This window comes from Prauserella isguenensis, assembly GCF_014191605.1.
Classification (GTDB): Bacteria; Actinomycetota; Actinomycetes; order Mycobacteriales; family Pseudonocardiaceae; genus Prauserella; species Prauserella isguenensis.
Genome location: NZ_JACHWU010000001.1, coordinates 1,019,258 through 1,038,019 on the forward strand (window position 1 = coordinate 1,019,258; position 18,762 = coordinate 1,038,019).

Below are 18,762 nucleotides of genomic sequence, written 5' to 3' on the forward strand. Positions count from 1 at the left end.
TGTGCCACGCCTCGGCGGTGCTCGTGGGGCGATCGAGCGCCCACTCGCTGCGGAAAAGCAAGCGGGATTCGGGCGGTGCATGAAGCGGTAGACTCCGAAGAATGGGAAAGCGGCAGTACGGGCAGTTCTGTGGGCTCGTTCGTGCCGTCGAACTGGTCGGGGAACGTTGGGCGCTGCTGATCGTCCGCGATCTGCTCGTCTCGCCGAAGCGCTACACGGATCTGAAACGCGGTCTGCCGCGCATCCCGACCAACGTTCTGTCGGCGCGCCTGAAGGAACTCGAGACCGCGGGCATCGTCGAACGCAGGCTGCGGCCACGGCCCGACGGGTCCGTCGAGTACGCGCTCACCGAGTACGGCGCCGACCTCGAGGACGTCGTCCTCGCCCTCGGCCGCTGGGGCGCCCGCGCACTCGGCGAACCGGGCCCCGACGAGATCATCACGGCCGATTCCCTGGTCATGGCGCTGCGCTCGACGTTCCTGCCCGAAGCTGCCCAGGCGGAGAGCGACGCGACCTACGAGATCCGGGTCGGCGACGTCGTCGTGCACGCCCGTGTCGAGGGTGGGGAACTCGCCGCCGCGCCCGGCGAGGCCGGCGGTGTCGATCTGGTCGTCGACACCGGCCCGGCGTTCCGCGCGCTCCTCGCGGGGGAGCTGACACCGGACGACGCGCTGGCCGACGGCCTCGTCGCGATCACCGGGCCGAAGGAACTGCTGGCCGCGTTCACCCGGTCGTTCCGCATCTGAACGCGCCCGTTTCGTCCGTTCCGAGGTCGGCGGCGGGTTGTGCCCGTGGCCGCCTGTGACATCGCTCGTCCTGTTGAGCGATTCTCACGTTCTACGGGTCCCGTCGGCTCAAGAGGCGCGTCTCTTCTGTCGACATCCCTGTATGGGGTTCGACGCTGTTGGAGGTGACGCGGTGACGCCGGCCGAACCCGTCCACGACACCGCCGCACTGGTCTCCGCCCACGAATCACTGGCCGCCGCCTTCGCCGAGCAGGGTGACTGGCGCAGCGCCTACGAGCACCTGCGCTCGGCGCTCGGTCACGCCAGGAGGCTGCCGGCTGCGACCCCGATCCCCGAGCAGTACCGCCGTGAGGTCGAACAGCTGCGCCACGAGAGCCTGACCGACGCGCTCACCGGCGTGTACAACCGCCGCTACCTCGACCGCACCCTGCCGTGGCTCGACCCGGTCGCCGTCGCACTGGTCGACCTCGACGAGTTCAAGAGCGTCAACGACCGCTTCGGGCACGACGTGGGCGACCGGGTGCTGCGGCAGGTGGCGCGCATTCTCCGGCAGTCGCTCCCGCCGGGCGGGTTCTGCGCCCGTTACGGCGGCGAGGAGTTCGTGCTGGTGGTACCGGTGACGTCGCCGAGAACGGTCGCGGCGATCGTCGAGCGGGCGCGCATGCGCGTCGAACAGTTCCCGTGGCGGACGGTGGAACCGGGGCTGGCGGTCACGATCAGTGCCGGCATTTCGCCTGCCGATGGCGACGCCGACGCGCGCCTCCGCATTGCGGACGAGTTCCTCTACCAGGCAAAACGAGAGGGTCGCAACTCGGTAGCCTTCGAAGAGCCGCGCGAAGCCGACTCGATACGCACTCTCAGTGCGTATTCGGTTCGGCCGCATTCGTGAAGGCGTTCACTCGCAGTTCCCTACGGGGTGACCGTTGACGCCAAACAACGCAACTCTGTGTAAAAAGTTCGGGCCTTGGTGTCGTCACGAAAGAGGGACGTCCGTACGATAGCGCACACTGTCTGAAAGTCGATCACGCCACGGTCGCGGTGATGTCGCGAATGCGGCATGTGACCGGTGTTCTGGGGAAGGAGTGGGCGCGTGTCCGACGAGCACGGCTCGCCTGCCTCGCGCCATGCCCAGGCCGCCGCCGACCAGGTCGCAGAATGGCGTCGTCGCGCCGAGCGCAACCGGGCAGACTCCGAACGGAAACGCCGGCGTTCCCTCGACGGGGACGGCGGCACGAGCGTGTCCGAGTTGCTCGCCAAGACGGGCTACAACCCGCAGGCGGGCAGACTCTCCCGGGCCGCGGAGGAACCCGCAGAGCCACCGTCGTCACCGCGCGGTCGGCGCGCCGAGGCCGAGGTGCGCCACGAGGCGCATCCGGAATCGCGCCCCGAACATCGCCAGGGACCGCGCTCCGAGGCCCGCCCCGAACCGCATCCGGAACCCTGGCCCGAACCTCGGCCCGCCCCACGACCGGAGCCCCGTTCCGAACCGCGACCGGAACCGCGCGCCGATGCCCACGGTGAGCGGGCCGGTGAGCCTCCCGTTCCCCCTCGCCGCGGCGGGCGGCCGCCCGCCGCACCCCCGGCCCGGCCCGGCCCGCCCGCGCCGCCGGAATCGGCTCCCGAACCACGTCCCGAACCCCCGCGTCCCGAACCACCGCGTGCCGCACAGCCTGCACCACCCGAGTCGCCGGAACCGCCCGCTCGCCCGCAGACGTCGCGGCCGCCCGCGCCGCCGTCCGCCCCGCCGCCGGCACGTCCGCCCGAGCCGGAACAGCAGGACCCGGGACGGCAGCATGACCTCGGACGACAGCAGGACCCGGGACGGCAGCAGGACCTGCGACGTTCACCCGGGCCGGGCGAACCGCCTGCGCGCAGGCCACGGCCCGAGCCCGACGCGCGGCAACCGCGGGGCGGTCCCGCCGACCCGCGGCCGCCGAGAGAACAGCCCAGCGGTGGCCCGCAGCGTGAGCCGGGACCGGCCGCACCCCGTCCGGGGCGTCCGGACGGGGCGCCGCAGGGCGGTCCGCGTCCGCCGGTTCCGCCGGGACAGCGCACACCACACCATTCCGGTCCGAACCCGCGGCCGGTCCGGGACGCTCGCCCGCAGGCCGCTCCCGAGCCGCCTGCGGCCTCCTCCGGCCAGCCCGCGGCGTTCGATCGGCCCGCACCGCCGGGCCCGCCTGGTCGACCCGGTGGACAGCGCAGGCCGCCCCGACCCGCCGATCCGGGCGCGCCCGCGGCTCCGGCGGCGTCGGGAATGCCCGCACCGCCCGAGTCCGCGGGGCCGCCGCCCGCGAATCGGGCAGTCGAGCCGCCCCGGCGCGCCCCGGCGCCGCCTGCGGGGCGGCCACGCGGGCACACCGAACCGCACGCCGAGGGTGCGCCGCACCCGAACGGCCGTCCAGCGGGGCCGCCGGTGGACGGTCCCGGTCCGCGTCGCCCGGCGTCGCGTCCCGATCCGGCGCGTGCCGAGCGACGTCCGGGCCCGCCGCGTTCCGAGCCCGAACCCGAGCCGCCGACCGTGTTCGGGGCCGTGGCGTCCGTGCTGGACGCCGGCCCTGACCCCGACCCCGACCCCGACCCCGGCGACGTCGACGGCGACCCCGGCCACGGCGACATCGACGGCGACCCCGGCGTTCGACGGGGCGCCGGGGCTCCGCGGTCCGTGCAGGGTGCAGGGCCGCGCGGCGCCGAACGGCCCGATGCGCCGCGTCCGCGCAGACCGGCGGCGCCGCCTCCCGCCGAACCCGCACCGGCCGAGCCGTCGCCGGCCGAACCCGCACCGGCCGAGCCGTCGCCGGCCGAACCCGCTCCCGATGATCCCGAGCCGGACGGCCCGGAGCCCGAGGAACCCGGTCGCGCGGCTCCCGCGCCGCCGCGTCCGCGCAGGCCGCTCGCTCCCCGTCGGGACCGGGAGCAGGACCGGGTCTCGATGACCGACCAGATGGAGCCGGTCGACGAGCAGACGCAGTACAAGCGCAAGATCGACAACACGCTCGCCCGGTTCTCCGCCGCACACGACGAGCTGGAGGCCGAGGAGAGCGAGCGCCGCGCGCGCAAGGAACGGTTCGCGGCGAGGATCGAGCACACGCGCACGAAATTGCAGGCCGTCGTGACGTCGAGGATCGGGGGCCGCGGTTCGGCGGTGAAGGGCGACCGGGACGCCGCGGGCGAGGCCGGTGAACGTGCCGATGCCGACCAGTCCGGCGAGCAGCACGCCGCGGACCGCGCCGACGACCAGTCCGACGAGCACTCCGACGAGCATTCCGAGGAGGGCGCGCCCGCGCGCACCCGGCTGCAGGAGAAGAAGAAGCGGAAGAACGACAGGGCACGGCTCGCGAGCAAGACGCTGGCGATCGTCGCCGCCGCGCTGGTCTTCCTCGCCACGGGCACCATGTGGGGCGCGAAGACGTGGTTCGACTCGAAGTTCAACCAGATCGCGGCGCTCGACGAGAACTCGGCGCACATCATGCCCGGTCAGCTCGGCGACGAGAACTTCATCATCCTCGGCTCGGACACGCGTGAGGGTGCGGAGGCCGAGGAGAACGTCGGTACCGCCTCCGACGTCGGCGGCGCCCGGTCGGACACGTTGATGGTGGCGCACGTGCCGGAGGACCGTACCCGTGCCGTCGTCGTGTCGTTCCCGCGTGACCTGGAGATCACGCGGCCCGCGTGCGAGCGCTGGGACTCCGAGTCCGGCCGGTACGGCGAGGTGATGCCCGCGGCCGAACAGGTCAAGATCAACACCGCGTTCTCGGTCGGCGGCCCGAAGTGTGTGACGAAGGTGGTCCAGGAACTCACCGGGATGAAGATCAACCACTTCGTCGGCATCGACTTCCACGGCTTCAAGGGCATGGTCGACGCGGTCGGCGGGGTTCGCGTGCAGATCGACGAACCGATCGTCGACCAGACGCTCGGCAAGGTCGTCACCGAGACGGGGAACGTGAAGCTCCAGGGCGACCAGGCGCTGAACTACGTCCGTGCGCGCAAGGTCTACAGCGACCCGACGTTCTCCGACTACGGCCGGATGCAGCGCCAGCAGAAGTTCCTGTCGGCGCTGCTGGACAGGACGTTGTCGGGCGACGTGCTGTTCGACACCGGCAAGCTGAGCAACTTCGTCAACGCGTTCACGCGGTCGACGTTCGGCGAGGGCATCGGCGTCGACCAGATGCTGACGCTCGCGCAGTCGATGCGCGGGTTCGACGCGGGCAAGGTCGAGTTCCTGACCGTGCCGACGGTCGGCGATGCCAACGAACGTGGCAACGAGGTGCTGCTCGAACAGGACTCCCAGGCGCTGTTCGACGCGATCATCGACAACACGCCACTTCCGGGTGAGGAGAAGCCGGCCGACGAGGCGTCCGCCGGTGGGCAGCCCTCCTCCGAGGAACAGCAGGCCGTGGAACAGCCCGCCAGCGCATCGGCACCCTGACGGAGTCACGGACGGCCCAGGAACGGGCCACGGATGCGGCCACAGACCGGCTCGCAGTCCGCGGACCTGCATCGACGCGCCCGGCAGTTCTCACCGAGCCGTCGGTTCGCGTTCACCGATGGTTCAGATCCGGATTCGGCGTTGGGCCATCACGGGCCGTAGAGTCAGCCGTATGCGGGACGCCTACAACCTCGAACTCGACAATCTTCGTGCCCAACTGGGTGACATGGTGCAGCTGGTCGCCGAAGCGATGGAGCTCGCGACGCGATCGCTGCTGCACCAGGACCTCGAAACGGCCGAGCAGGTCATCAGCGACGACGTGAAGGTGGACGACGCCCGGTCGGCGGCCGAGGAGAAGGCCTACGGCCTGCTCGCGCTGCAGGCGCCGGTGGCGACGGACCTGCGCATCGTGGTCGCGGCGCTGCACGCGGCCGAAAGCATCGAGCGGATGGGCGACCTGGCGCTGCACGTCGCGAAGGCCGCCCGCCGCAGACACCCGGAGCCGGTACTGCCGCCGGACGTGCGGCCCGCCTTCGAGCGGCTCGGTGACGTGGATGTGCGCCTGGCTCGCAAGCTCGAACGGGTCGTGCGCGGTGACGACGCGGAGGCCGCCAAGAGCCTCGAGGACGACGACGACGAGGTGGACGAGATCCACCGCAATCTGTTCACCGTGATCATGGACAGCGACTGGCAGCACGGTGTGTCCCCGGCCGTGGACCTGACGCTGCTGAGCCGGTTCTACGAGCGTTACGCCGACCACGCGGTCTCCGTGGCGCGCCGGATGCTGTTCGTCGTCACTGGGCGTATGCCAAATCACAGTTCCAGCGACGTTTGATCGATGGGTCCTAATCCGCTCGGGCTACGCGGTGGCCACGTGCCGTATGACCTGCGCATGCATTGCCGACAGCGGTCGGTCACCCCGCGGTGATGTCGCTGTGACGTCGTCGGCGCGTCGCACCTCGTTCACCTGCCGTTCATTCGCTTCATGAAGCGGTGTCATGTCCCGCCCATAGCGTTCGACGCGGCACACACCCCGAGCGGCGGCAGGCGAACTGCCGCACCAGAACCCCGGAAGAGGTCAACTGTGAAGCGTTCCACCCTGGGCCGCGCCTTTGTTCTGCCGACGACGGCCGCGCTCGCGTTCGGCTTGGTCGCCTGCGGCTCCGCCAACGAGGAAGGGGCGGCGAGTGGCCCCACCGTCAACGGCGCGGGCGCCAGCTCGCAGGAGGCGGCGCAGAACGCGTGGCGTACCGGCTTCCTGGAGAACAACGACGGCACCATCAACTACGACCCGGTGGGCTCGAGCGGCGGTCGTGAGCAGTTCACCAACGGTGGCGTGGACTTCGCGGGCTCGGACGCCTACCTCGACGACAAGGAGGTCAAGGCCGCCCAGGAGCGTTGCGGTGAGGGCGGCTTCGTCGAGGTTCCCGCTTACGTCTCGCCGGTCGCGCTGATCACCAACATCGAAGGTGTCGACAGCCTCAAGCTGAAGCCGGAAACGATCGCCAAGATCTTCAACCAGAAGATCACCAAGTGGAACGACCCGGAGATCGCCGCCACCAACAAGGGCGTCAACCTGCCGGACACCCGGATCGTCCCGGTGAACCGTGCCGACGGCTCCGGCACCACGGAGAACTTCGCCGAGTACCTCAAGGCCGCGGCGCCCGAGCAGTGGCCGCACGAGGTCAGCGACGAGTGGCCGGTCGACGGCGGCGAGGCCGCGCAGGGCACCTCCGGCGTCGTGCAGGCCGTCAAGAACGGCAGTGGCACCATCGGTTACGCCGACGCCAGCCAGGCGGGCGACCTGACGACCGTCGAGGTCGGTGTCGGTGACGAGTTCGTGAAGTACTCCCCGGAGGCCGCGTCGGCCGTGCTCGACGTCTCCGAGCGGGTCGAGGGCCGCGGCGAGCACAGCTTCGCCTTCGACCTGGCCCGCGACACGAAGGAGTCCGGCACCTACCCGATCGTGCTGGTGTCCTACGTGCTGGCCTGCAGCAACTACGACAACGCCGACAAGGCCACCATGGTCAAGAACTACCTGAACTACGTCGTCAGCGCAGAGGGCCAGAAGGCCGCTGCGGAGCAGGCCGGTTCCGCGCCGATCTCCGACGACCTGCGGTCCAAGGTGAAGCCGGCCGTCGAGTCCATCGGCTCGTCGAACTCCGGCAGCTGACAGCCGTCGGTAACCGTCGCACAAGCGACAACGGGCGACCCGAGTGGCGTCCCCGCACTGTCCGGGTGGTCTCCTCGACGACGAGGTGACCACCCGGACACGCGCGTGTCAGGAGACTTGTTCGTGAGCCGGTTTGTGCGCCACCGCGGCGGCCGAACGCAAGAACGGAAGGGATAGAACGTGGCTTCCACTACCGAGGCCCCGCCCCGGAAGAACCGGGTGCCGCGACGTCCGGGTGATCGCATCTTCGCCGGTGTCTCCACCGGATCCGGCGTGTTGATCCTCGTGGCGCTCGCGGGTGTCGCGGTCTTCCTGGTGACGGAGGCGTGGCCGGCGCTCACGGCGCCCGCCGAGGACATCCCAGGCGGCCAGGGACTCGTCTTCTACATCTGGCCACTGCTGTTCGGCACGCTGATCTCGGCGGTGCTGGCGCTGGTCATCGCCGTGCCGCTCGCGGTGGCGATCGCCCTGTTCATCACGTATTACGCACCGCGCAGCATCGCCAAGGCCCTCGGCTACATCATCGACCTGCTCGCCGCGGTGCCCAGCATCATCTTCGGCCTGTGGGGCATGAACGTGCTGGCGCCCGTCACGGTCGATCCCGCGTCCTGGGCGTCCGAGTACCTCGGCTGGATTCCGTTCTTCGCGGGGCCGCCGTCCTCGACGGGCCGCACCATGCTCGTGGCGATCATCGTGCTCGCCGTGATGGTGCTGCCGATCATCACCGCCGTCGTGCGCGAGGCGTTCATGCAGACGCCGCAGCTGCACGAGGAGGCCGCGCTCGCGATCGGCGCGACGCGGTGGGAGATGATCCGCATGGCCGCTCTGCCGTTCGGCCGCTCCAGCATCATCGGCGCCTCGATGCTCGGCCTCGGCCGCGCGCTCGGCGAGACGATGGCCGTCGCGATGGTGCTGTCCGCGTCCGCGGGTGGCATCACGTTCAACCTGATCAGCAGTGACAACCCGCCGACCATCGCCGCGAACATCGCGCTGCAGTTCCCCGAAGCGACCGGTGTCGGGATCCACACGTTGATCGCCTCCGGCCTCGTGCTGTTCGCCATCACTCTGGCCGTGAACATGATCGCCCGCGCGGTGATCAACAGGCGCAAAGACTTCGACGGAGCCAACTGATGTCCACCTCGCTCACGACTCCCCAACAGGACCCGGACCTGAACACGCCGCTCGGCGGGGTGTCGCTCACGGCCGGTCAGCTGCCGCGGGGTGCCGCGCCGACCACGCTCGTGGCCGCGGGCCTGGCGGGCCTGCTGCTCTGGTTCCTGGCCGACTGGGACATCGTGCCGTGTGCACTGCTCGCGGCGGCCGCCTACGTGGTGATCATCTACACCTGGTCGCGCGCCGTGGAAGGGCCGCGTAAGGCCACCGACCGGTTCGTCACGGCTGCCGTCTCCGGTGCGTTCCTGCTGGCCTTGCTGCCTCTCGTCTCGGTGATCTTCACCGTGGTGTCGAGGGGCGTGGTGCGGTTCGATTCCGAGTTCTTCACGTACTCGATGGTCGGCGTCACCAGCGAAGGCGGCGGCATCTACCACGCGATGATGGGCACGCTGATCATCACGGGGCTCGCCACGCTGATCTCCGTGCCGATCGGCATGCTCACCGCGATCTACCTCGTCGAATACGGCCGCGGCAAGCTCGCCAAGGCCATCACGTTCTTCGTCGACGTCATGACCGGTATCCCGTCGATCGTCGCTGGTCTGTTCGCCTACGCACTGTTCGTGATGATGTTCGGACCCGGCGTGCGCATGGGTATGGCCGGCGCCGTCGCACTGAGCGTGCTGATGATCCCCACCGTCGTGCGTTCCACCGAGGAGATGCTCAAGCTCGTACCCAACGAGCTGCGCGAAGCCTCGTACGCGCTCGCTGTGCCCAAGTGGCGGACTATCCTGAAGGTGGTGCTGCCGACAGCGCTGGCCGGTATCGCCACGGGCGTCACGCTCGCGATCGCCCGTGTCATCGGTGAAACCGCGCCACTGCTGGTGACCGCGGGCCTGACCGACGGCGACAACTTCGACCCCTTCGACGGTCGAATGACCACACTGTCGGTCTTCTCGTACTACGAGTACCAGAGCCCCGGCCTGTTCGCGGAGGCGTCGTTCGACCGTGCGTGGGGTGCCGCTCTGGTGCTGATCATCATCGTGATGGTGCTGAACCTCGTCGCTCGGGCCATCTCCAAGCTGTTCGCCCCGAAGACCCGCTGACGGCCCGGAAAGAGTAGGAAGTAACTGTGGCTAAGCGCATCGAGGTCAAAGACCTCGACATCTACTACGACAAGTTTCTCGCGGTGCAGGGCGTGTCGATGACGATCCAGCCGCGGTCGGTCACGGCGCTGATCGGGCCGTCGGGCTGCGGCAAGTCGACGTTCCTGCGCACCCTCAACCGCATGCACGAGCTCGTGCCGAACGCGCGCGTCGAGGGCTCGGTCGTCATGGACGACGACGACCTGTACGGGGCCAACGTCGACCCCGTGAACGTGCGCAGGCAGATCGGCATGGTGTTCCAGCGGGCCAACCCGTTCCCCACGATGTCGATCTACGACAACGTGGCGGCCGGCCTCAAGCTGAACAACAAGCGGCTGAAGAAGTCCGACATGGACGACCTCGTGGAGCGGTCGCTGAAATCGGCCAACCTGTGGGAAGAGGTCAAGGACCGCCTGCACAAGCCGGGTTCGGGGTTGTCGGGTGGACAGCAGCAGCGGCTGTGTATCGCGCGTGCCATCGCCGTGCAGCCCGAGGTGCTGTTGATGGACGAGCCGTGCTCGGCGCTCGACCCGATCTCCACGCAGGCCATCGAGGACCTGATGCTGGAGCTCAAGGAGAACTACACGATCGTCATCGTCACGCACAACATGCAGCAGGCCGCGCGCGTGTCCGACACCACCGGGTTCTTCAATCTGCAGGGCGTCGGCAAGCCCGGTGAGCTCGTGGAGATCGACGAGACGACGAGGATCTTCTCCACGCCGTCGCAGAAGGCCACGGAGGACTACATCTCGGGCCGCTTCGGCTGACGCTGCCCCCGCAGCCCACCACCCCGGGTTGCGGCTTCGGGGTGCCGTGTTGCGGTTTCCGGGGCTCGTGTTGCAGTTCGCGGGGGCGGTGTTGCACCCGCGCGTGCCCCACAATCCCCGTGGACGGGCTCACGGGCGGGCTGCGCCCATCGGGACCGTGGTGCGGTCCGGGCGACGGCCACGCGGGTGCGAAAGCCCGCAGCGTGGCGTCGACGAGCGCGTCGGCGAAGGCCGCGCTCGAGACGATCAGCGGTGACCTATCGATGGAGGTCGAAGCGTTCGGCTCTCCGTGACGACCGTCCGCCCCGGCGGTGACGACACCGACCTGTCCGGTCGTGGGTTGACGACGACCACGCCGAACCCCGCGTATGCGCCGCTGCGCGAACAACTCGGCGCGATGTTCGGTGAGGTTCGAGGATTTCGATCCGGCGCGGGCGGGCCGAGGTTCTGGTCGAGGTCGTAGACCTCGACGAGGCGCCGCGACGCATCGTTCCGGCAGTGCCGCCTACGACATGTCCGTGGACATGTTCCGTGCGACGGCTGCCGAGTTCGCGGAGTGGAAGCGTTGAGCAGGCAGGGCGACTGACGCGGCGCACAACGCAGGACACGCGTTCTCCGAGCGCAGAACACGGGCCCTGGGGCCGCAACACGGGCCCCGGGGAACGCAACACGGGCCCCGGGGGCTGCAACACGGGCCCCGGAAACCACAACACGGGCCCCGGGGAACGCAACACGCGTGTCGGGTCAGGTGCGGAGGAAGCGGACGTGGGGGTGGCCTTCGGGGCTGGTGGTGACCTCGGCCTTGACGTTGTAGACCTGCAGGATCAGCTCCTCGGTGAGCACGTCCGCCGGGTCGCCCGCCGCGACGACGGCGCCGTGGTCGAGCAGCACGATCTCATCGCAGTACATCGCGGCGAGGTTCAGGTCGTGCAGGGCGATCACGGACGTCACGGGCAGCGAGGCCAGCAGATCGAGAAGCTCGAACTGGTGCTGCACGTCGAGGTGGTTCGTCGGTTCGTCGAGAAGCAGTTCCCGCGGACGCTGGGCGAGCGCCCGGGCGATCTGCACCCGTTGGCGTTCGCCGCCCGACAGGGTCTGCCAGCGCTGGGCTGACCTGGCCGTCATGCCGGTCTGCTCCAGCGCCTCCTGGACCGCCGCGTCGTCGTCGGCCGACGCCGACAGCCACGCCCGGCGGTGCGGCACCCGACCGAGTCCGACGACGTCGCGCACCGTCAACGGGATCTGGGTGTCGGAGTGCTGTTCGACGACGGCGACGCGCTTCGCCAGCGTCCGCCTGGGTACGTCGGCCAGCTCCCGGCCGTCCACAGTGACCAGACCCGCCGACGGCTCGAGGACGCCGGCCAGCACCCGTAGCAACGTCGACTTGCCCGATCCGTTCGGTCCGAGCACGCCCACGGTCGACCCGTCGGCGGGTGCCACGCTCACGCCGTCGAGCACGAGCCCGCCGCCGAGCGACCGCGACACCCGATCGGCGGCCAGGCCGGCGTCCACAGCGGACTCCGTCGTTCCTGGCCGCGGGGTCGTTGCTGGCTGCGGGGTCGTTCGGTACCGCGAGGTCATTGCGCACCCCGGGAGCGGTAGAGGATCAGCACGAACGCGGGCACTCCGATCAGCGCCGTGACGACGCCGACGGGCACCTCCTGCGGTTGCAGCACGGTCCGTGCCACCGTGTCGACCCACACGAGCAGCACCGCACCAGCCAGCGCGCTCACGGGCAGCAGGCGTGCGTGCCCGGGGCCGGTGAGCAACCGTGCCGCGTGCGGGAGCACGAGTCCGACGAACCCGATCGCCCCGACGGAGCTGACGAGCACGGCCGTGAGCAGGGCAGTCACCGACATCAGCACGACGCGGGTCCGGCCGACGGCGACGCCCAGTGTGGCGGCAGCGTCCTCGCCGAACGCGAAGGCGTCGAGCGACCGGGCGTACCCGCCGCACACCACCAGCGTGCCCGCCAGCACCACGGCGCAGGCGGTCACCTCGGACCAGCCTGCGTTCGCCAGCGAGCCGAGGAGCCAGAACAGCACGCCCCGTGTGGTCTCCGCGTCGGCGGAGGTCAGCACGATGAACGACGTCAGCGCCGACAGCAGCTGCATGACCGCCACGCCTGACAGCACGACACGGTCGGTGGTCCCGCCGAGCGTGTGGCTGAGGGTCAGCACCAGGGCGAACGACGCCACCGCGCCGAGGAACGCCCCGCCGGACATCGACAGCACGCCACCGCCGACCCCGAGGACCACGACCAGCACCGCGCCGGTCGACGCCCCGGAGGACACGCCGAGCACGAACGGGTCCGCGAGCGGGTTGCGCAGCAATGACTGCATCACCACGCCGCACACCGCGAGTCCCGCACCGCACACGGCGGCCAGCAGCGTGCGCGGCAGCCGCAGGTCCCAGATGATGCCGTCGCGCAGCACCGACAACGTGGGGTCGGCGAGTCCGACGCGGGACAGCAGCGTCGCCCAGACGTCGCTGACGCCGATGTCCGCGGGACCGATCGTGACGGCGACGGCGATCGAGGCGAGCAACACGAGGCAGCCGCCGAGCAGCAGTGCCGGCAGTCGAGACCGCACCGTTCCGGCGGCGGTCGCCGCCGGAGAGCGCGTCGCGCGGCCGGTCGTCACGGTGATCACCGTGCCAGCCCGAACCGGCGGAGTTCGGCCGCGAGTTCCGCGGCACCGTCGACGGTACGGATCGTCGGGTTCAGCGCCTGGCCGGACACCGTCACGTACCGCTTCCGTTTGACGGCCGTCATGTCCTGGGTGACCGGGTGCGACTCGAGGAACTCGATCTTCGTCTCGGCCGATTCCGCGGTCTGCGAACGTCGGGTCAGGTCGCCGAGCACGAGGACGTCGGGGTCGCGTTCGGCGACGTTCTCCCAGCCCGTCTGCGGCCACTCGGCGTGCGTGTCGTCGAAGGCGTTGTCGGCGCCGACGGCGCGGGTCATGATCCCCGGCGCGCCGCAGCAGCCGGCCAGGTACGGCGAGTCGGAGTTCGCGAACCAGTACAGCACCGACGTTCCGGACGCGTCGACGTCGAGCCCGTCGAGCCGCCGCTTCAGGTCGCCGATGAGCTTCTCGCCGCGCTGCTCCACGTCGAAGACCCGTGCCAGATCGCGGATCTCGCCGTACAGCACGTCCATCGCCAGCGGTTCGGACCGACTGCCGTCGCCGGAGCCGCTGTTGTCCTTGGTTCCGCAGTCGGTGGGTGACAGGTACGTCGGCACGCCCAGCTCCTCGAACTGTGTGCGCGTGGCCACCCCGCCCTTGCCGAGTGTCGCGGCGAACGACCCGGTGACGAAGTCCGGCTCGGCGTTGAGCACCGATTCGAACGACGGCATGTTCTCGGCCAGCCGTGGGAGGCCGTCGGCGGCCTGTTTCAGTTCGGGCAGCACCGGATCGGTCCACATCGACGTGCCGACGATGCGGTCCTCGAGTCCGAGCGAGAGCAGGATCTCCGTGCTCGCCTGGTTGAGCGAGACGACACGTTCCGGAGGCCGCTGCACCTCGGTGGTGCGGCCACAGTTGTCGATCGTGCGCGGGAATCCCGGTGCCGCCTGTTCGCGGGGGGCCGCGGGTGCGCCGCAGGCGGCGAGGCCGACGGTGAGGCACGCCGAGAGCAGCAACGCCGCGGACGTGCGGATGGTGCGTGGGCGGGGCGGGAAGATCGGCACAGCGTTCCCTTGGTGTCGAGGGCTCATGCGCGGAGCCCGCAGTCGGACCTGTTGCCGGCTCGCAGGAGCCGGGGCCAGCAGGTCTTCGGACTCGGGATCATCCGACCGGAACGCCTTCCCGCCGCCCGTCCGGGCCGTAGTGGCGCATGTCGGGCCGCAGTGGCGTGTGTTCCGGCCGTCACCCTCACCGCTGCGCGTCAGTTCCGGATTCGCACCGGATTCCCTGACTCACGTCACCCGTGAGTACGACTGGCCTTCCGCGACGCTACCACCGTAGGGGGACTCCGGACGCCGTCACGTGCGCACACTCACCCGGCGTCGGACGTCGCGTACTGAACGTCCACTTCGTACGGTGTGAACCCGAGCCTGCGGTAGACGGCGACGGCGGGCGCGTTGTCGCCCTCGACGTAGAGGATCACCTGGCTCAGACCACGTTCGGCCAGGTGGCGTAGCCCCGCGATCGTGAGCGCGCGGCCGAGGCCGCCGCCCTGGGCGCTCGGGTCGACACCGACGACGTACACCTCGCCGGCAGGTCGGCCGCCGAACTTCGCCGGGTTCGGCGGGTGCACCTTCGTCCAGTGGAAGCCGATCACGGTCCCCGCCTTCTCGGCGAGGAAGAACCCCCGCGGGTCGAACCAGTCCTCGCGTTCGGTCGCGGCCAGGTCGTCGGCCGTCAGCGCGCCCTGCTCGGGGTGCCAGTGGAACGCGCGGGCGTTGACGTCGACGACGGCCTGCTCGTCGGAGCCGGGCGTGAACGTACGCAGCGTGACGCCCTCGGGCAGGTCCGGTTCCGGCCAGTCGGCGTCTGCCGTCTCGACATGCATGACCAACAGTTCGCGGCTGCGCAGCAGGCCGTGGTGCTGGGCGAGCCTGGCCGCGCCTGGCCAATCGCCGTGGGCCCAGACCCGCAGGTTCGACGGGTACTCCTCCAGTAGCGCCTCGGCCAGCGCGGCACCGTGACCGGACCGCCGGTGGTCGGGGTGTACGACGAGCTCGGCGACCCGCCTGCCGAACGCGTCGCCCGAGGCATCGACGTGGACGACACCGACGAGGTCGTCGCCCGTCGTGGCCAGCAGGTACCGGCCACCGGAGAACTCGCCCGGCAGCGGGCCGTCCGGGTCGACCTCGGGTTTGCCGTCGACACCGCGCGCCGCCGTCAGCAGCGCGCGCACCGCCGCGGTGCGTTCGTCGTCCAGGTTCTCGGCCCACTGCAGCTCCACCATGCCCGCCAGGCTATCGGGGTGGGCTGTTCCGGTGCCGTGATCGTCCGGCCCGTGGGACGGCGGCGCGAGGTCGCGTTCGTCGGAGTCCGGAGCATCAGGGCCGGGAGCGAGGCCGCCGTCAGCGTCCCGAGTACTCGCCGAAGCGCGCGGATTCGGGGGCCGCGGGTCCGGCAGCGGGCCCGGGGGCGTTCGCACCCCCGGGGCTACCCCCTTTTACCGGGCCGGTCGACTTCGCGGGCCGTTCGAACTTGTAACCGACGTTCCGGACGGTGCCGATCATCTGCTCGTGTTCGGGGCCCAGCTTCGCGCGCAGCCGCCGCACGTGGACGTCCACGGTGCGGGTGCCGCCGAAGAAGTCGTAACCCCACACCTCCTGCAGCAGCTGGGCGCGCGTGAACACGCGGCCCGCGTGCTGGGCGAGGTACTTGAGCAGCTCGAACTCCTTGTAGGTGAGTTCGAGGGTGCGTTTGCGCAGGCGCGCGGTGTAGGTGGCCTCGTCGATCACGAGGTCGCCGACGCGCAGTTCGGCCTCGACCTGCGGGGTGCCGCCGTCGCGGGTCGTCACCAACCGCAGCCGGGCGTCGACCTCGGCGGGGCCCGCGGTGGGCAGCAGGATGTCGTCGGTTCGCCACTCCGCGTTGACCGCGACGAGCCCGCCTTCGCCGACGACGGCGATCACCGGGGTTGTCACGTCCTCGTCGCCCGCACCCTTGAGCAGGCGGCTCAGGCTCTTGGCCGACGCCAGGTCCGACCGGGCGTCGAGCAGGATTACGTCGCGGTTGCCTGCGTCCAGCAGAGCGGTGACCTCGGGCGCCCGCACGCGTACGGTGTGCGGGAGCAGATCGAGGGCGGGCAGCACCGAGGTGGCGTCGGGTTCCGCAGTGAGTACCAGCAGGTCCAGGCTCATGGCCACCGCCTCACACGTTTTCGAGCGCCTCGAGTCGGGCTCGGGCGAGTCGTCAGTGACAATAGCTCCGGCACCCGCAAGGTGTCTGCAATCGTGAAACGGGCATCACACAACGGCGTGTTTACTGTTTGGTACGGCCCCGATCACGTTGCGTATCCCGGACGGGCCGGTCGCTGTTTCCTCCAGTGTCCGGCGCGACGTCCGGAAGGGCCCGACAGACGCCGATTGAGAGCAACTTGTGAGTGACACCGTGTCCCCGTCGAAGTCGTCGCAGCCGCGTTCGGGGCGGCGCGTGCGCAAGATCGTCACGATCGTGCTCATCGTGGTGGCCGTGCTGGTCGGCGTCGATTTCGCGGGCGCGGCGTTCGCTGAGCACACGGTGTCGCAGAAGGCGCGCGAGCAGCTGAACCTCGACAGCGACCCCGAGGTGGGCATCGGCGGCTTCCCGTTCCTGACACAGGCGATCTCCGGCGAGTACGGCCACATCACCGTCGAGGCGAAGTCGGTGCCGGTGCAGGACGTGCTGCGCGACGTCGACGTCAAAGCCGAGCTGTACGACGTCGACGCGCCGCTGTCGGACCTGACGCAGGGCAACGTCGACAACATCACGATCGGCCGGGTCGAGGGCGGGGTCACGCTCAAGGCCAGTGACATCAACCGGATCAGCCCGCTGGACAATATCCAGGACCTGCAGATCGCCGCGTCCAGCGAGTCCTACGTCCGCCACGGTGAGGGTTCCGGCGAGCAGTCGACCGGCACCGACGACAGCGCCAACACCGGCGGTGACTCCGACAACGCGCCCGGCGCGGGTTCCGGCGGCGATTCCGGTTCCGGCGGGGAGGCCGACCACGGCCCTGACGGTGCCGACAACGACGACAGTTCCGCGGGCATCCGCCTGTCGGGCAAGGTGCAGATCGCGGGCGTGGAGCAGGAGATCTTCGCGTTCGCCATGATCGAGCTCGACGGCACCACCGTGAAGATCACGCCGCACCGGTTGCAGTTCGGGAATGACCAGGAGACGACCGTTGTTCCGCAGGCGGTGCAGCAGCAGCTGCTGCCGAGTTTCGAGGCGGACATCAACACGGGTGATCTGCCCTTCACCGTGACGCCGACCGCCGTGGCCGCCTCGCCCGACGGCATCACGGTGCGTGGCGAGGCGAAGAACGTGACCTTCGCGGGCCAGGACACCTCGGGCTGAGGCGCCGGCCCACGGCACGGGCGGGTGGAACGGTACGACGGGAGGAACCATGACGGGCTTGATCGTCGTCGGGGTGACACTGGTCGCCGCGGTCGTCGTCGGTCTGGTCGTGCGCTCCCGCAACGGGCGGATCCGCCGTTCGGGAGGCAGCCCCTCCGACGACGCGGTGCCCGGCTCGTCGTCCGACGGGACTCCCGGCGGCGACCTCGCGCTGGCCGACCTGCCCGCCGAGGTGCGGGACGCGGTCACCGGCGAGGGCGCCGACGTGACGCTGGTGCAGCTGTCGACGACGTTCTGCGCGCCCTGCAGGCACGCGAGGGCACTGCTCACGCATGTCGCCGAGTGCACCGACGGCCTTCGCCACGTCGACCTCGACGTCACCGACAAGCCGGAAGTCGCCCGCGACCTCGGTGTGCTGCGCACGCCCACGACGATCGCCTACGCCCGATCGGGTGTGGAGTTGCTGCGCGTGTCCGGCGTGCCGAAGCGTGAGGAACTGCTCGCCGCACTGGCGCCCCGCCTGCCGGACGCCGAATCCGCGACCCAGCGCTCCGAATAGACCCAGTGCTCCGAATAGACCCAGCTGCCCCGAACAGACCCGGCTGCCCCGAACAGACCCGGCTGCCCCGAATAACGGCCTCTGCCTCCGGCGTCCCACAGAATGAACACGGTTCCCGCGCTGAGGGAGCCTGAGTAGGCTTGTCGCCGTGGACAGGCCGGGTTCTCACCTCCTCCAGCCGGGCGTCGAGTTGACCCGGCGGCGCGCGGTTGACTTCTGCCGTGTGCGTAGCAGCCTGTGTACACCGGTTCACGCACCGAGCCGGCAGTGCGCGCGCAGCTCGAGTCGCTGACTCCGCAGCAGGAGGCAGCCAGTCCAGGAGGTGTCATGTCCGCCCCGGAAGCGGTCGATCCACGCGGTCCACGATTCGCCGCGGTCGTCACGACGGTTGTGCTGGTGGTCGTGCTCGCGACCGGTTGGTGGCCGCTGCTGGCCGCGCAGACGGTGGTCTTCGCGATCGGCGCGTTCGTCGGACTGAAACCCGCGCCGTACTCGGTGCTGTACCGCCTGGCGGTGGCGCCGCGGCTGCAGCCGACCGACGAACGGGAGGACGTCCGGCCGCTGCGGTTCGCCCAGGCGGTGGGCTTTGCGTTCGCGCTGGTGGGCACGATCGGGTATGCCAGTGGTGTGACCGCGCTCGGCATCGTCGCCACGGCGCTCGCGCTGTTCGCGGCGTTCCTCAACGGCGCGTTCGGCTTCTGCCTCGGTTGCGAGATGTACCTGCTGCTCAAACGCCTCTCGCCGCGCGCGGGGAGCGCCTCGTGACAGGTGCCGCCACCTGCTCGCGCCCGGTTCGCCACACCTCCACCGGCAA

At 70.2% G+C, this 18,762-nt stretch carries 17 protein-coding genes and 1 riboswitch; of the genes, 12 read left to right on the forward strand and 5 right to left on the reverse strand.

What is annotated here, in order from left to right; translation table 11 throughout:
- The first annotated feature begins 101 nt into the window (after window positions 1-101).
- The 9 genes from FHS23_RS04765 to FHS23_RS04805 all read left to right on the forward strand — a co-directional run bounded on the left by FHS23_RS04765 (window position 102) and on the right by FHS23_RS04805 (window position 10,663).
- Window positions 102-746 (forward strand): winged helix-turn-helix transcriptional regulator, encoded by a 645-nt coding sequence (locus FHS23_RS04765; protein ID WP_183648320.1) that lies wholly within the window; start codon window positions 102-104, stop codon window positions 744-746.
- Window positions 747-918: 172 nt separating this feature from the next.
- Complete coding sequence (locus tag FHS23_RS04770; protein WP_343053641.1) at window positions 919-1,635, forward strand: GGDEF domain-containing protein; 717 nt, start codon at window positions 919-921, stop codon at window positions 1,633-1,635.
- A 1,644-nt stretch (window positions 1,636-3,279) separates the two neighbouring features.
- On the forward strand, window positions 3,280-5,175 hold the full coding sequence (locus tag FHS23_RS04775) for an LCP family protein (protein ID WP_343053642.1): 1,896 nt from the start codon (window positions 3,280-3,282) through the stop codon (window positions 5,173-5,175).
- A 172-nt stretch (window positions 5,176-5,347) separates the two neighbouring features.
- Window positions 5,348-6,010: a phosphate signaling complex protein PhoU gene (gene phoU, locus FHS23_RS04780; protein WP_183648327.1), complete on the forward strand. Its 663-nt coding sequence runs from the start codon at window positions 5,348-5,350 to the stop codon at window positions 6,008-6,010.
- Between the two features lie 249 nt (window positions 6,011-6,259).
- Window positions 6,260-7,348 carry a phosphate ABC transporter substrate-binding protein PstS gene (gene pstS / locus FHS23_RS04785; protein ID WP_183648329.1) on the forward strand — a complete coding sequence of 363 codons (1,089 nt, stop codon included), beginning with the start codon at window positions 6,260-6,262 and terminating at the stop codon, window positions 7,346-7,348.
- 180 nt (window positions 7,349-7,528) lie between these two features.
- A complete protein-coding gene (gene pstC / locus FHS23_RS04790; RefSeq protein WP_183648332.1) occupies window positions 7,529-8,479 on the forward strand; it encodes a phosphate ABC transporter permease subunit PstC in 951 nt (316 codons plus the stop codon).
- Window positions 8,479-9,564: a phosphate ABC transporter permease PstA gene (gene pstA / locus FHS23_RS04795; RefSeq protein ID WP_183648335.1), complete on the forward strand. Its 1,086-nt coding sequence runs from the start codon at window positions 8,479-8,481 to the stop codon at window positions 9,562-9,564. The genes pstC and pstA overlap by 1 nt, the downstream gene beginning before the upstream one ends.
- 26 nt (window positions 9,565-9,590) lie before the next feature.
- Window positions 9,591-10,370, forward strand: a complete 780-nt coding sequence (gene pstB / locus FHS23_RS04800; RefSeq protein ID WP_183648338.1) for a phosphate ABC transporter ATP-binding protein PstB — start codon at window positions 9,591-9,593, stop codon at window positions 10,368-10,370.
- A gap of 119 nt (window positions 10,371-10,489) precedes the next feature.
- Window positions 10,490-10,663: a hypothetical protein gene (locus FHS23_RS04805; protein ID WP_183648342.1), complete on the forward strand. Its 174-nt coding sequence runs from the start codon at window positions 10,490-10,492 to the stop codon at window positions 10,661-10,663.
- 451 nt (window positions 10,664-11,114) lie between these two features.
- Here FHS23_RS04805 and FHS23_RS04810 read toward each other — a convergent pair whose 3' ends face one another.
- The 5 genes from FHS23_RS04810 to FHS23_RS04830 all read right to left on the reverse strand — a co-directional run bounded on the left by FHS23_RS04810 (window position 11,115) and on the right by FHS23_RS04830 (window position 16,191).
- Window positions 11,115-11,882: an ABC transporter ATP-binding protein gene (locus FHS23_RS04810; protein WP_343053643.1), complete on the reverse strand. Its 768-nt coding sequence runs from the start codon at window positions 11,880-11,882 to the stop codon at window positions 11,115-11,117.
- 65 nt (window positions 11,883-11,947) lie between these two features.
- Window positions 11,948-12,961 (reverse strand): FecCD family ABC transporter permease, encoded by a 1,014-nt coding sequence (locus FHS23_RS04815; RefSeq protein WP_343053747.1) that lies wholly within the window; start codon window positions 12,959-12,961, stop codon window positions 11,948-11,950.
- A gap of 56 nt (window positions 12,962-13,017) precedes the next feature.
- Complete coding sequence (locus FHS23_RS04820) at window positions 13,018-14,061, reverse strand: ABC transporter substrate-binding protein (protein ID WP_343053644.1); 1,044 nt, start codon at window positions 14,059-14,061, stop codon at window positions 13,018-13,020.
- Between the two features lie 59 nt (window positions 14,062-14,120).
- A riboswitch (cobalamin riboswitch) is annotated at window positions 14,121-14,330 on the reverse strand.
- Between the two features lie 39 nt (window positions 14,331-14,369).
- A complete protein-coding gene (gene mshD, locus FHS23_RS04825) occupies window positions 14,370-15,284 on the reverse strand; it encodes a mycothiol synthase (protein WP_183648354.1) in 915 nt (304 codons plus the stop codon).
- 118 nt (window positions 15,285-15,402) lie between these two features.
- Window positions 15,403-16,191, reverse strand: coding sequence for a winged helix-turn-helix transcriptional regulator (locus FHS23_RS04830; RefSeq protein WP_246381328.1), 789 nt, complete (start codon window positions 16,189-16,191; stop codon window positions 15,403-15,405).
- A 292-nt stretch (window positions 16,192-16,483) separates the two neighbouring features.
- Here FHS23_RS04830 and FHS23_RS04835 point away from each other — a divergent pair, with 292 nt between their 5' ends.
- The 3 genes from FHS23_RS04835 (at window position 16,484) to FHS23_RS04845 (ending at window position 18,713) form a co-directional block, all read left to right on the forward strand.
- Window positions 16,484-17,389, forward strand: a complete 906-nt coding sequence (locus FHS23_RS04835; protein ID WP_183650888.1) for an LmeA family phospholipid-binding protein — start codon at window positions 16,484-16,486, stop codon at window positions 17,387-17,389.
- Between the two features lie 49 nt (window positions 17,390-17,438).
- On the forward strand, window positions 17,439-17,948 hold the full coding sequence (locus tag FHS23_RS04840) for a thioredoxin family protein (protein WP_183648358.1): 510 nt from the start codon (window positions 17,439-17,441) through the stop codon (window positions 17,946-17,948).
- 327 nt (window positions 17,949-18,275) lie between these two features.
- Window positions 18,276-18,713 (forward strand): DUF4395 domain-containing protein, encoded by a 438-nt coding sequence (locus FHS23_RS04845; RefSeq protein ID WP_183648361.1) that lies wholly within the window; start codon window positions 18,276-18,278, stop codon window positions 18,711-18,713.
- Window positions 18,714-18,762: the final 49 nt, after the last annotated feature.